The following is a 13443-nucleotide window of genomic DNA, read 5'->3' on the forward strand; positions in this document are numbered from 1 at the left end:
ATCCATATTAACTGATGTAGTTCCAAATATTGCGATACTTACTCATTTGCCTATAGGTGTTCAAAATTACTTCATGCTCTGGCAAAGCTAAGCTTGGATCCAATTTTAAAACAGATTTAGCATAGTAACGTGCCTGCTCTAAAATATCTTTATCCTTTACAATGTCTGCAATTCTAAGGTTTAAGACACCACTTTGTTGAGTTCCCATTATATCTCCAGGTCCGCGCAGCTTTAAATCAACTTCTGCAATTTCAAACCCATCGCTAGAACGCACCATAGTTTCTAGCCGTGTTTTACTATCATTGCTAAGTTTATGACTTGTCATTAAGATGCAATAGCTCTGTTCTGCCCCACGACCAACACGACCCCGTAATTGGTGCAATTGAGATAAACCAAAACGTTCGGCACTTTCAATTACCATAACAGATGCATTTGGCACATTAACACCAACTTCAATAACTGTAGTAGCTACCATGATATTGGTTTTGCCTTCTGCAAAGCGTTGCATCTCATAATCTTTGTCTGCAGCTTTCATTTTGCCGTGGACAATAGAAATCTGATAATCTGGCATTGGGAATTCTCTAGAGATACTTTCGTAACCATCCATTAGATCCTTATAATCCATTTTTTCGCTTTCTTGGATCAAAGGATAAACCACATAAATTTGTCTGCCTTTGGTAATTTCATCTTTCATGAATTTGAAAACCTTCAATCGATTATTATCGTAACGATGAACAGTTTTAATAGGCTTTCTTCCTGCTGGTAATTCATCTATAACAGAAATATCTAAGTCACCGTAAACAGACATGGCTAAGGTACGGGGAATTGGTGTTGCCGTCATTACGAGGATATGGGGAGGAATTGCCCCTCCAACCTCCCCAGAAGGAAGGCTTTTTAAAGTCGCAAGTATTTTGTCTAAAGCAGAATCAATATTACCGATGACCTCTTCATTTTTAAAACGAATGACTTTAAAACCTAAATCCTTTAAAATAAGTGTTCTTACCTCATCAATTTCTTGTTGCTGTATGCTGTTGTGGTAGTTGCCATCGACTTCAATGACTAACCTTTTTTCAATATTTACAAAATCGACAATGAATTCATCAATAATATGCTGTCTTCTAAATTTATAACCCAACTTTTTTCCTCTTAAACTTTCCCATAAAATGTGTTCAGCTTCAGTATTATTTTTTTTGCTTTCTAGCTGCAATTCTTTCATCAACTTGTAAGTTGAAGGACGAGCAGTCCTGTATCTATCTAGAACAGTTTTTACTTCTTCCCTCAGGGAAGATTGAGATGGGCTTTTCTTCCAAAGTTTACTTCTTTGTTTAACACCAAAACGGTGTTGTTCATCTATTATGGCGAGCCCTAAATTCTTAAATTTTACCTTATCTTCAAGTAGAGCATGCGTGCCAATTAAAATCTGTAAATTACCATTTTCAAGATTTTTATGAATATATCTGCGTTCTGAAGTTTTACTTGAACCTGTTAATATTGAAATACTGATATTCAATTTATTACATAATTCAAGTAATCCATTATAGTGTTGAACTGACAAAATTTCAGTTGGTGCCATTAGACAACATTGAAAACCGTTGTCAAGCCCCATGAGCATTGTCATAAAGGCAACTATGGTTTTCCCAGAGCCTACATCTCCTTGCAAAAGTCGGTTCATTTGTGCATTACTGCCTAAGTCGTGTCTAATTTCTTTTAGAACACGTTTCTGTGCATGGGTTAACTCAAAAGGTAAATGATCTTTATAAAACGTGTTGAAGTAGTCGCCAACTTTATCAAAAACGAAACCTTTAATTTTTGATTTATGGATAAGATTTTTTAGGATTAACTGTAATTGAATATAAAACAGCTCTTCAAATTTTAATCGAAATTGTGCTTGGGAAAGTAAATCCTGATTTTTAGGAAAATGAATATTAAAAAGGGCATCAGACTTTGACAATAGTTTTAATTCGCCTTTTACAGAATTGGATAACGTTTCTACGAATTTACCCTTGGTTTCCAAAAATAGCTGTTGCATTATTTTAGTGACGACACGATTACTGATACCTTTATTTGATAATTTTTCAGTTGAAGGATAAATAGCCTGCATTGCTGAGCGTAAGTTATTTTCATGCTCGGACTGTAGTTCTAATTCTGGATGTGGCATACTGAATTTACCGTTGAACCAATTTGTCTTTCCGAAAATAACATAGGTTTTACCGATTTTAAGGCTTTCTCTAATCCATTTTTGCCCCCTAAACCATACGAGTTCCATGGTTCCGGTTTCGTCTCTAAAATCGGCCACCAAACGTTTACCACGTTTTTGAGCTACTTCCCTAAAACCTGTTATTGATCCAATAACTTGTACCTCGGCGTTATTGCGTTGTAGTTCATTAATTTTGTAATACTTAGTACGATCTATATAACGATTGGGAAATAGGTTGATAAGATCTTGGTATGTATGTATGCCCAACTCAGAGCGTAACAAATCTGCTCTGTTTGGTCCCACGCCTTTGAGATAATCTATAGGTGTTTGTAAATTCACACTCATACAGCGAATTTACCCAATTTCGTGCAAAAAAGGAATCTCTTTTGTTATTAAGAAAGGAGTGGATCGTCATTAATGCATAGATGTTTTTGATAACGTTACATTTGTTATCACATTCCGTATTTTTGAATTATGGAAGATTTAAAACTTCTCAATTATTTAGAATCGTACCTCACAGAAAACAGACGGAAACGTTTTCAAAAGGTTTTGTCACAACGTACAAAACATTTTACTGTTGCTACAGAGGATGTCTACCAACTTCACAATACAAGTGCCGTGATTCGTACTTGTGATGTGTTTGGTATACAAGAAGTTAATATTGTCGAAGAAATCAACTCCAAACGCATCGATCGGGAAATCGCTATGGGAGCCCAGAAATGGGTAGATTTAAACCGTTATCACACCACCAAGTCTTGCATCGAAGATTTAAAATCTAAAGGCTACCAAATTGTGGCAACGACACCTCATGCTCAGGATTGTGAGTTGATCGATTTTGATATTTCTAAAAAATCGTGTTTTTTCTTTGGTAGGGAAACTGAAGGTTTGTCTCAGCAGGTTATTGACAAGGCAGATAGCTTTCTTAAAATTCCCATGGTTGGTTTTACCGAAAGTTTAAATATTTCGGTGTCAGCAGCAATTATACTTCAGTATGCAACTTCAAAATTGAGAAAGTCTGATATAAAATGGCAATTGACAGAACAGGAAATTATTGAAAAACGCTTTGACTGGATTAAGAAAACCATTAAGAACTATGATGCAATCATTGAGCATTATAAATCGAAAACTTAATTTTTGTAAATTTATAGCACTAACCAAAATCTAAAATATTATGATGATATTGTTATATGTGGTGCTTGCTATTGTGGGTATTATAATTTTACTCGCTTTAATCGCTCCCAAAACTTACAATGTTAGCAGAAGCATCGTTATTGATAAGCCCGTTGCCGAAGTTTTTGACTATTTAAAATATGTGAAAAATCAAGATGAATGGTCACCATGGAAAAAGAAAGATCCCAATATGAAACAAGAATTTACGGGTACAGATGGAGAGGTTGGTTTTATTTCGAGATGGGAAGGTAATAAAGAGGTTGGTACTGGTGAGCAAGAAATCGTTTCTATAAATGAAAATAAATCTATTTATAGCCAACTTCGATTTTATAAACCATGGAAATCACAATCTGATGCTTATTTAAAGGTAAGACATAACGGCAATGGCACTTCTGAAGTGATTTGGGGATTTTCAGGTATAAATACACCTCCATCAAATATTTTCTTTCTATTTTTTAATATGGATAAAACTGTTGGAAAAGATTTTGAGCAAGGTTTAAAAGATTTGAAACGTATTTTGGAAGCTAAATAATAATCGATTGTTAAACTGAGCATAGTCAATCAGACCTTTAATAGAGAGGTTTTTTTAATTTTTTTACTGTGCCTTGGAAGACATTTTTAATACATTAAATTATGGTAGGTTGGTTCGAAATTCCGGTAAATGATATGGAACGTGCAAAACAGTTTTACGAAACCGTTTTTAATATTGAAGTAAAAGATGTTGATTTTGGAGGCTTAAAAATGGGATGGTTCCCTGATAACAATGGTGCTTATGGAGCTACAGGAACATTGATTAAACAAGAGACTTACATTCCTAGTGAAAAAGGCACATTGGTTTACTTTATGTGTGAAGATGTGCAAAACGAATTGGATAGAATAGAAACCGCTGGAGGAAAAATATACCAGCCCAAAACCAAAATCTCTGACGAACATGGTTTTATGGGAGCTTTTATTGATACTGAGGGGAATAGAGTGGCTTTGCACTCAAAAGTTTAAGAGTTCTTAAGCTTTGTTCTTACGTTTTTTTCGCTCTTTACTTCTTTGAATCACTTTGTATTCTTCATAGCATTCGCTTATGGCATCTAATACCTGAAGGTCATTAGCGGTATTTATAAAATCTTTGGAGTAATTGCATTGGTTTACAATTTCGTCTAAATCGTATTTAGTCACTTGTAATAATACCATAAGCATTTCCCTGTCAAAACGTTTTGCAAGTTGATTTCTGATTTCGTCATCTTCCTTCATCTTTTTTAGCTTGCGCATTTCATTTGGCTTTTTTCCAAACATATTATAGAGAAAATCTGCAGGATTGAATATTGCACCTAAAACCTTAGTGGCAATATTAGGTTTTCCACCTTCATAAGCTTTGCCGTACAAACCAGAAATTCTATACTGATTGTTAGAACGAATAGGAACTTGTTTCATATCCACTTCTAAATAACCTGTAAGTTCCAACTGCTTTACGGTAACCTCTTCTAAAGCCAATGCAAGTTCTGTCATGGCTATTTTGGTATTGCCAAACTTTAACCAATCATTGGTAACTCTAACTTTTATAGATTTATAGCCTAAATAAGATAAATGTAGGGTGTCGTTAACTGATGCTCTAATTTCAAACTCTCCATTGTCATCTGTTGCAGTACCGACAACTTTATTAATGTTTACAATATTTACTTCACTCAAAATTTCGTCAGTAGAGGAACTTATAATTGTCCCTTTGACGGTCTCTGGTGTTTTGGTAACTGTACTGTCTTGACTATGGGTGTAAACCGAAGTAAAACATAGAAATAAAATTAGTAAATATCGCATTAGTGTCAATTACTTTGTAAAGGTAGTAAACAAAACGGATTTTGTGTCTTTCAATTACAGATTTGACTAAATATTAACAACAATTATGCCTAAAAAAAGCCCCACTTAAGAGGCTTTTTGATGTTATTTTCTACGTGAACGCCGAGGTCGGTCCGAAGGCGACCCTGAGCGTCTTGGTTTAGGGTCGTCAGAACGTCTACTGCGTCTTTCACTTCGATTTTCAGAACTGTCACTTCTTCGCGAACGTCTATCGCTTCTAGGTTTGTCGTCGCTTTTACGACCTCTTCCACCAGAACGTCTATCGTCTTTTCTACGACCTCTGTCTCGCCTGTCACCGCCACTTCGACCTCTGTTTTCACTTACTTCTACATTAATAAAACGACCTTCGTGTTTAAAGTCGGTAAAAAAGGCAAGCACTTTTTCTTGCAACTCTTTTTCGGTATTAAAGAATGAAAAGCTGTCCTTTACATCAACTTTAAATACGTCGTCACGTCCAAGTTCCAAAACTTCTTTTAGGAAGTCTTTTAATTTCATCCAATCAAAACCATCTTTATGACCAACATTAATAAAGTAACGTGTGTCATTGGATTGTTTTCCGTAATCACGACCACCGTCACCACCTTTGGAATCTACAACGGCTAAATCCTTTGATTTTTGATAATAATTAAAAAAGCGAGAAAACTCTACTGAGAAGAATTTCTTAATTAAATCGTCTTTTTCAATATCTTCAAATAATTCGTTAATACTATCTAAGTATTTATCAATTTCGTGATCAACCTCAGTATTATGAATCTTATTGGCTAAGCTCATTAATTGCACTTCGCAGATTTCCATACCTGATGGAATATCTTTCTTTTCAAACTGTTTTTTAATAATACGTTCAATACTCTTTATTTTTCTGACCTCACTTTTTGCTACAATTACCATTGAAACACCAGTTTTTCCAGCACGACCTGTTCGACCAGATCGATGGGTGTAGGTTTCAATCTCATCGGGTAATTGGTAATTGATAACGTGCGTAATATCATCTACATCGATACCACGAGCGGCAACGTCTGTAGCAACCAACATTTGTATTTGTTTGTTTCTAAAGGATTTCATCACCAAATCACGTTGGTTTTGGCTCAAATCGCCATGAAGCGCTCCTGCTGAGTAACCATCTTCAACCAATTTTTCAGCAACACGCTGCGTATCACGCTTGGTTCTACAAAAAATAACCGAAAATATATCTGGATTGGCATCTGCTAAGCGTTTTAATGCCAGATAACGATCTCTACCATTAACTAAATAATACTCATGTGAAACCTGACTGGTGCTTTCGTTTTTGTTTCCTACGGTAATTTCAGTAGGGTCGTACATAAACTTTTTGGCAATGGTCGCTACCTCTTTGGGCATTGTTGCCGAAAATAACCATGTACTTTTATCGTCAGGTGTATGCGATAAAATATCAGTTATATCTTCGTAAAAGCCCATGTTTAGCATCTCATCGGCTTCGTCTAATACACTATATTGAATTTTAGAAATGTCAACCAGTTTTCTACTGATCATATCTTTCATACGACCGGGAGTTGCTACTATAATTTGCGCTCCTCGCTTTACTTGTCTGGCTTGTTCGGTGATACTTGCTCCACCATAAATAGCGACAACATTTAAGCCTTTGCAATATTTACCGTATTGTTTAAGCTCGTTGGCGATTTGCAAACAAAGTTCGCGAGTAGGCGAAAGGATAAGACCTTGCGTGGTTCTGCTGTCTACATCTATTTTTTGTAGCATAGGAAAACCAAAGGCTGCAGTTTTACCTGTGCCGGTTTGTGCCAATGCCACAAGGTCGCGTTCTTCTTCTAATAAAATTGGGATAGCTTTTTCTTGGACTTCACTAGGTTTTGTAAACCCTAAATCCGTAATAGCGTTAAGTAGGTCTTCATTAAGACCTAATTCTTGGAATGTGCTCATTCTTTTTTATAAGTATTCGATATCTTTTATGTGGTGTTACATAAGAAGCGTATCGACATACTTAAACCTAAACTTCTGGTAACACATCCTCACGCTGAGGAAATTTCGGCAAAGATAGACTTTTAATTGGAATTACAATTTTTGGTTTTAGTAAACGTGTTTTCATTTGTCTGATAAACCTAAAAAGGAAAGGATGGCTTGGTTAAATAATATAGGTTGAACTATATATGACTCGTGAGTACAATCTGGCAAAATTTTTATTCGTGAGTTTTCTATTAAATTATGAGCTTCTCTTTGTTCTTCTGGTACGGCAATAGCGTCGTACCTACCGGTTATTAATAATATAGAGTGCTTTATGTTTGGCAGTAATTCCCAAATGGCAGTCTGTTTTCCTGTATCCCAAAGCTCTTTTTCGGCGTACCAGAGCTTATCTGCTACAAACTTATTGTCTTTATTATTTAAATAGCTGATTGGGTTGTAAGGTCTTGCAAATACTGTTTTCAGTACCATACCTAAACCAATTTTCTTTTTAATAGCTTTGAAAGCATTATCTACGTAAGTGTTCCATTGTCTGGAAGCTTCAATTGTAGAAATTGAATCTGTTTCCAACATCCAATTGTAAGCTTTTTGCCAATATACAGAGTCTTTACCATGTTCTATAAACTCTTTAGCTATATTTTTGAGATAAAGCGGACGATAATGATTATAGCGTTCAGGTGAAAAATCACTGGTTATAGGTGTATTAAATACAATTCCTGATTTAATAAATGCTGTCTCTTCCGGAAATATTGCTAGGCATTTCAATATATCAATGCCTCCCATACTGTGACCAAAAAGGTGTATTTCAGACTCATACTTTTGCTTTAATGATTCAGCAATAGTAATAATATCTTTTAGTACTTGTCTGGCATTGATTTTTGAGGTGTCTATTTTTTTTATATTTCTATTAAGTCCGCGCTGGTCAAAATAAGCAATTGCTACTTTTGTTTCCAGAGTATTTTTCCATTTTGGATAATCTGAACGCCCAAAATCGATACCGTTTTCAGCACCTCCTCCTTGTACGTAAAGAAGAATTTTACTTGATTCTAGATTGCCTCTGACAAATACCGGTAGATTCTTGGTTTCGGGTTCTACATAGAAAAAATCTTTTACTTTTTCTTGAGCTGTTGTAATGCTATTTGTGAATAAAATAAGTATTAATAAAATGATTTTTGAGTACATGTTTTACTTTTTAGGTTTACTACAAAACAATATCTAATACCTCAATTGGTATTTAAAAAACTTCACCAATTTGCCGAATGTGATTAAATCTTAGGATGAATTGGTTAACCATTTTTTAAAGCTTGGAGAATTATATTTTGAAACGATTAAATTTAAGCCTGAAGAGAAATCATCATTTATCAAAACTTCAAGTTTTTGGTAGTCTAACCTACTGTAACCTTTCACTATTTTTCTCGAAGTTATTACTTGTCTGTTCAATCTAAAAAAATGTTTTGGAGACAATACGTCAGTTAATTTTGCTAAAGATTGATTTGTATGAAGCTTCTGATAATCTAAGGTTTGAATCCAAACTATATTTTCTGATAAATAAATAATTGCTATTTCCGAATGTTTAACAAAGAGATTTTTTTTACCATTAAATACCTCTAATTGTTGTTTTGTGTCTTGAGGTAGAGTTTTATGCTTCGCTACATTGGCCGATATTGGTTTCAAATAGTTTTTTTGATAAAAGTAAACACAGCCTATTATCAAAAACACTATAGTCAATGGTATGTCGAATTCATAAAATGTAGTTTCTGTAAGCGAATCAATTTTGTAGTACAAAGAGTAGAAAACAATATCTACCAAAATAATCCATACAAATGAGATGCACAAGGTCGCTAGTAATAACCATATTAGACTTACCGAAGAATCAATTCGAAGTTTTTTAAAACCTATTTCGAGAATAGATGAAAACAAGTAATAAGTGGTTAAAAATATAAACCATAGATGAAGGATATTTACAATGTTATTCTGCCTCCAATTTGAAAAAATAAAAATGTTTGGGTCATTAATACCACTGAGAAAGAATGATAGCAAAAATGTTATAAGCGCAGTGACAACAAATTTTTTCAGTTTCAAATATTATATGATTTTAATGGTATGAGTAATCCTGTTTTTACTTCGGGCGTAGTTTGTACAGCTAGACAAATTTAATTTTTCCACGTAACTAAGTCAACAGTTTTAATTAGCATTTATAAACAAAGCAATAATTGTATCTTCGCTTTTTAATTCTTAAAAAAATAAATGACTAAATACGATTATATCATTCTAGGGGCCGGTGCTTCGGGTTTAATGCTGGCGTATCGTATATCGCAAGATGCTTTTTTTGATGGTAAATCGGTTTTAATTATTGATAAGATTAAGGATAAAGGTAATGACAGAACTTGGTGTTTTTGGGAGAATGGAGACGGTGAGTGGGATGGTTTATTGACCAAAACATGGGCAAAGATTTTTTTTGGAAGCGATAACTACTCAAAGGAAATAGATATTTCTCCTTACAATTACAAAATGATTCGCAGTAATGATTTCTATAAATCACTTTGGGAATCGATCAATGTGAATAAGAACATTACCTTTTTAAAAGATGAAGTTGATAGTTTCACAGCACTGAAATATGGTGTGCAAGTCATTACAAAAAAGGGCAGTTACATTGGGGCAAAACTATTTAATAGTATACCTGATTCTGAGGTGTATGAAACTCAAAAAGAGTATCCTGTTTTACAACAACATTTTGTGGGTTGGTTTGTTAAGACCAAAGAAGATATGTTCGATGATTCCCTGGCAACTTTTATGGATTTTACAGTTGAGCAAAACGGAAATACACGTTTTATGTACGTATTGCCTACCGATAAAAAAACGGCACTTTTTGAATACACTTTGTTTTCTAAGGATTTACTGCAATTAACCGATTATGAAACATCTATAAAAGAATACTTAAGCCAAAAAGGAATATCTAATTTTGAGGTTATAGAAAAAGAAAAAGGTTCAATCCCAATGACATCCTTTAAATTTAACCAATTAAATTCTAAGCATGTTTTAAACATAGGCACAGCTGGTGGTTGGACCAAAGCCAGTACGGGCTACACATTTAGAAACACCTCTAAAAAAACAAAGGAATTAGTGTCATTTTTGAAACAAGGAAATGACCTTTCCAAGTTTTATAAAAAATCAAAATTTTGGTTCTATGATTTAATATTTCTAGATGTTTTAGACCATCATAATAATGAAGGAGCGGCTTTATTTTCGTCCATGTTCAAAAAAGCGAACATCAAAACAATCTTTAAGTTTTTGAATGAAGAATCTACTTGGTCAGAGGATTTAAAAATCATTCTTTCTGTACCTCCAAAACGTTTTATTCAGGCGTTTTTTAAGAGATTGTTCTAAAATGATTTTCAGCTTTTTACTGGTTTAGGAATCTGAGTAAATCTGCCCTCGATGTGGCTTAAGTGCATCTCTAATAGATTTCATTTCAGATTCATCTACTACTAAAAAAGCCAAGCTATGCATATCGTTGATAATCTCAACTCCGGTTATTGTAATACTCAATTCATTCATCTTAATATATTCCCTAAGGTGTACTAAATGATGTTCAGCTGTCTTTTGGCTCGCCGGACCTCTAAAATCCCAAATCAATTTCAATTTACGCATTGGCTGTAGAAGTTCCGTTTTCGACAAAATTTTTAAAGTTTTTCATATAGGTTTTGGTTTGTTTTTTGAATGCTCTGGGCATTAAAAACAACATGGCATTCATTACAAAATTAGTAGGCTGAAACTCGTTTTTGCAAATCCATCGGGTATGGTTTTCTTCAATAGATTCAAAATAGTTTTGCTGTATATTACGCATGCCTTTTGTTGTGTATGTGGCATGAAATTCACTCGGGAAATTCTGTTTCGTAATCGTTTCTATGAGCTCCATTTTCCGTTTTCCAAAATCGTAATTCAGCTTCATTTTTGCTCCAAACTCACCAGGAGTACCAGATATGTGTTCGGCACTTACTAAGCCTTCTTGCCAATGTTTCATATTATCTGTAGAATCCATTTTGTTGATAACATATTCCAAAGGTTTTTCAATAATAATCTCTGTAGTATATTTCATTTTTTAATTAATGGATTATAAAGATAAAAAAAGTGCGGATACTAACTTAAGTATATCAGCGTTTTTCAACAATTAAGATTTAGAAACTGGTATACAACTTTTAAGGTATTGCCGTTAAAATAATGGCTTTTGTTCTCCTTGTAAACTTAGGGATTTATGTTATTTTTGCTCCACCTCAAAAAAAGGAATAACTTTTGTAAAATTTAATAGAAATTAAACAAAATAGGATATTATGAAAATTAGGTTTCAATATGTGTTGCTAATACTTTTAGGATTGAATTTTTCTTTTGCGCAAGAAAATGATGAAGTATTGCTTAAGGTTGACGGTGAGCCGATAATGACTTCAGAATTTTTAAGGGTTTATAATAAGAATCTAGATTTGGTTAAGGATGAAAGTCAAAAAGATATTGATGGTTATCTAAAACTCTTCACGGAATATCAATTAAAACTTAAAGAGGCCAAACGTTTAAAATTGCACGAAGACCAAAATTATCAACGCGAATTTTTAAGGTACAAAAAGCAATTGACAAAGAATTACATCTCAGAAAACAAAGTTACAGATGCTTTGGTGGAAGAAGCATATGTGCGTAGTAAAATGGATGTCAATGCCGTTCATATCTTAGTACGTTTGGATGAAAATGCCAAGGATACTTTACAAGCCTACAATGAAGTGTTGAAATTAAGAGCACGTGCATTGAAAGAAGGTTTTGATACCGTAAAGAAAGAGATGCACAACGGTAAAACTATCTTTTTAGAAGATTTGGGCTACTTCTCGGCTTTTAAAATGGTCTACGATTTTGAAACTGTAGCCTATAATACTCCAGTTGGCGAAATTTCAATGCCATTTAGAACGCAATTCGGTTACCATGTTGTTAAGGCGAACGATAAAAGAGTTTCGAGAGGCACAATAACTGCGGCGCATATTATGGTGGCATTACAGCAAAAGGATTCGCTCCTAGATCCACAAGAGCGCATAAACGACATTTATAAAAAATTACAGCAAGGTGAAAAGTTTGAATCTTTAGCGAAGCAATTTTCCGATGATAAAAGTTCAGCTAATAAAGGTGGAAAATTAATGCCATTTAAAAGCGGACAGCTAAGCTCTGTTAAGTTTGAGGACGAAGCTTTTGCTTTAGAGGAAGACGGAGCAGTTAGTAAACCTTTTAAAACGGCATACGGATGGCATATTGTAAAACGTATTGAGCTAAAACCCATTCGACCTTTCGAGGATTTAAGACCAACATTAGAGTCTAAAGTAAAACGAGATGCGAGATCTAAGTTAATAAATGCGGCTATGGTGAATGAACTTAAATCGCATTATCAGATATCGTACAACTCTGAGGCGATGGCATACTTTGAATCTATATTGTCCGATGAGTTTTTTAAGCGTGCATGGAGATTGCCAGAGGATTTTGAAAAAGAAAAAACACTTTTTTCCATAAATAACAGAAAGTATACCTACAGCGATTTTGGTCGCCACCTCATGTCTTCGCAACGCTTGCATGCAGGTAAAGTCGTTCCTTTTGATGTTGTTGTAGAGAAAGAATTTAAACGATTTTTTGAAGAATCCATACTGCAATACAGAGAAGATAATTTGGAATTAGAGAATAAAGATTTTGCAAACATCTTGAAAGAATACAGAGATGGATTGCTCTTGTTCGACCTTATGGAAAAAGAAGTTTGGAACAAGGCTTCTAAGGATACTGTAGGATTAGAAAGCTATTACGAAAAACACAAAGAAAAATATAAGTGGAATGATAGGGTAGAAGTTGTTATGGCATCTTCGGCAAGTGAGAAAATCATAGGTAACGTTTTAAAAATGATGAAGCGAGACAAGTCTGAAGAAGCTATAGAAAAGGTCCTAAACACAGATGCTGAGAAGAATGTTATTTTTACAAAAGGCACCTTTACGCTTACGGACGAAAAATTACCTTCAGATTTTGAAATGAAAGAAGGTGTTTCTAAAATTTATCAACACAATGATGCGTTTCATGTTATAGATGTTAAAAAGGTATTGCCATCTGGTATTAAAACTTTAGAAGAAGCTAAAGGCAATGTTATCAATGATTACCAAGCTGAGCTCGAAGCTAACTGGATAGCTGACCTGCACAAACGTTTTAAAGTTGAAGTTAATGACAAAGCTTTAGAAGCAGTTAAAATAAAAATTAAAAATCAATAG

Annotated in this window: 12 protein-coding genes; 5 read left to right on the plus strand and 7 right to left on the minus strand. The window is 34.2% G+C overall.

Annotated features, from left to right (window positions below; all coding sequences use genetic code 11):
* Window positions 1–7: 7 nt before the first annotated feature.
* The gene (locus KCG49_RS05455; protein WP_218545185.1) at window positions 8–2542 is read right to left on the minus strand and encodes a DUF559 domain-containing protein; all 2535 of its coding nucleotides are present in this window, start codon (window positions 2540–2542) and stop codon (window positions 8–10) included.
* 129 nt (window positions 2543–2671) lie between these two features.
* Between KCG49_RS05455 and KCG49_RS05460 the strand changes: the two genes are divergently transcribed.
* The 3 genes from KCG49_RS05460 (at window position 2672) to KCG49_RS05470 (ending at window position 4363) form a co-directional block, all read left to right on the plus strand.
* A complete protein-coding gene (locus tag KCG49_RS05460; protein WP_218545186.1) occupies window positions 2672–3328 on the plus strand; it encodes a TrmH family RNA methyltransferase in 657 nt (218 codons plus the stop codon).
* A gap of 40 nt (window positions 3329–3368) precedes the next feature.
* Window positions 3369–3899 (plus strand): SRPBCC family protein, encoded by a 531-nt coding sequence (locus KCG49_RS05465; protein ID WP_439901095.1) that lies wholly within the window; start codon window positions 3369–3371, stop codon window positions 3897–3899.
* A 101-nt stretch (window positions 3900–4000) separates the two neighbouring features.
* Entirely contained in the window at window positions 4001–4363 is a 363-nt protein-coding gene (locus KCG49_RS05470) for a VOC family protein (RefSeq protein ID WP_218545187.1), read from the plus strand.
* A 6-nt stretch (window positions 4364–4369) separates the two neighbouring features.
* Here the strand turns inward: KCG49_RS05470 and KCG49_RS05475 are convergent, their stop codons facing one another.
* The 4 genes from KCG49_RS05475 to KCG49_RS05490 form a co-directional block, all read right to left on the minus strand.
* Window positions 4370–5173 (minus strand): carboxypeptidase-like regulatory domain-containing protein, encoded by an 804-nt coding sequence (locus tag KCG49_RS05475; protein ID WP_218545188.1) that lies wholly within the window; start codon window positions 5171–5173, stop codon window positions 4370–4372.
* Between the two features lie 123 nt (window positions 5174–5296).
* Window positions 5297–7126 (minus strand): DEAD/DEAH box helicase, encoded by a 1830-nt coding sequence (locus KCG49_RS05480; protein WP_218545189.1) that lies wholly within the window; start codon window positions 7124–7126, stop codon window positions 5297–5299.
* Window positions 7127–7288: 162 nt separating this feature from the next.
* Window positions 7289–8347: an alpha/beta hydrolase gene (locus KCG49_RS05485; protein WP_218545190.1), complete on the minus strand. Its 1059-nt coding sequence runs from the start codon at window positions 8345–8347 to the stop codon at window positions 7289–7291.
* 90 nt (window positions 8348–8437) lie between these two features.
* The gene (locus tag KCG49_RS05490; protein ID WP_218545191.1) at window positions 8438–8839 is read right to left on the minus strand and encodes a LytTR family transcriptional regulator DNA-binding domain-containing protein; all 402 of its coding nucleotides are present in this window, start codon (window positions 8837–8839) and stop codon (window positions 8438–8440) included.
* Window positions 8840–9412: 573 nt separating this feature from the next.
* On the opposite strand from KCG49_RS05490, the gene KCG49_RS05495 reads away from it, so the two are divergent.
* Window positions 9413–10552: a lycopene cyclase family protein gene (locus KCG49_RS05495; RefSeq protein WP_218545192.1), complete on the plus strand. Its 1140-nt coding sequence runs from the start codon at window positions 9413–9415 to the stop codon at window positions 10550–10552.
* Window positions 10553–10576: 24 nt separating this feature from the next.
* On the opposite strand, the gene KCG49_RS05500 is transcribed toward KCG49_RS05495, so the two are convergent.
* Both KCG49_RS05500 and KCG49_RS05505 read right to left on the minus strand, forming a co-directional pair.
* Complete coding sequence (locus KCG49_RS05500; protein WP_218545193.1) at window positions 10577–10816, minus strand: hypothetical protein; 240 nt, start codon at window positions 10814–10816, stop codon at window positions 10577–10579.
* Window positions 10809–11264: an SRPBCC family protein gene (locus KCG49_RS05505; RefSeq protein ID WP_218545194.1), complete on the minus strand. Its 456-nt coding sequence runs from the start codon at window positions 11262–11264 to the stop codon at window positions 10809–10811. The genes KCG49_RS05500 and KCG49_RS05505 overlap by 8 nt, the downstream gene beginning before the upstream one ends.
* Window positions 11265–11496: 232 nt before the next feature.
* Between KCG49_RS05505 and KCG49_RS05510 the strand changes: the two genes are divergently transcribed.
* A complete protein-coding gene (locus KCG49_RS05510; RefSeq protein ID WP_218545195.1) occupies window positions 11497–13443 on the plus strand; it encodes a peptidylprolyl isomerase in 1947 nt (648 codons plus the stop codon).

Origin of the sequence: Winogradskyella luteola, assembly GCF_019203985.1 — a bacterium.
GTDB lineage: Bacteria > Bacteroidota > Bacteroidia > Flavobacteriales > Flavobacteriaceae > Winogradskyella > Winogradskyella luteola.

Excerpts from the sequence above, each read along its gene's own strand:
- KCG49_RS05465 (WP_439901095.1), top strand. The coding sequence starts at position 3,369 with ATGATGATATTGTTATATGTGGTGCTTGCTATTGTGGGTATTATAATT.
- KCG49_RS05475 (WP_218545188.1), bottom strand. The coding sequence starts at position 5,173 with ATGCGATATTTACTAATTTTATTTCTATGTTTTACTTCGGTTTACACC.
- KCG49_RS05455 (WP_218545185.1), bottom strand. The coding sequence starts at position 2,542 with ATGAGTGTGAATTTACAAACACCTATAGATTATCTCAAAGGCGTGGGA.
- KCG49_RS05505 (WP_218545194.1), bottom strand. The coding sequence starts at position 11,264 with ATGAAATATACTACAGAGATTATTATTGAAAAACCTTTGGAATATGTT.
- KCG49_RS05485 (WP_218545190.1), bottom strand. The coding sequence starts at position 8,347 with ATGTACTCAAAAATCATTTTATTAATACTTATTTTATTCACAAATAGC.
- KCG49_RS05495 (WP_218545192.1), top strand. The coding sequence starts at position 9,413 with ATGACTAAATACGATTATATCATTCTAGGGGCCGGTGCTTCGGGTTTA.
- KCG49_RS05480 (WP_218545189.1), bottom strand. The coding sequence starts at position 7,126 with ATGAGCACATTCCAAGAATTAGGTCTTAATGAAGACCTACTTAACGCT.
- KCG49_RS05500 (WP_218545193.1), bottom strand. The coding sequence starts at position 10,816 with ATGCGTAAATTGAAATTGATTTGGGATTTTAGAGGTCCGGCGAGCCAA.
- KCG49_RS05470 (WP_218545187.1), top strand. The coding sequence starts at position 4,001 with ATGGTAGGTTGGTTCGAAATTCCGGTAAATGATATGGAACGTGCAAAA.
- KCG49_RS05460 (WP_218545186.1), top strand. The coding sequence starts at position 2,672 with ATGGAAGATTTAAAACTTCTCAATTATTTAGAATCGTACCTCACAGAA.
- KCG49_RS05510 (WP_218545195.1), top strand. The coding sequence starts at position 11,497 with ATGAAAATTAGGTTTCAATATGTGTTGCTAATACTTTTAGGATTGAAT.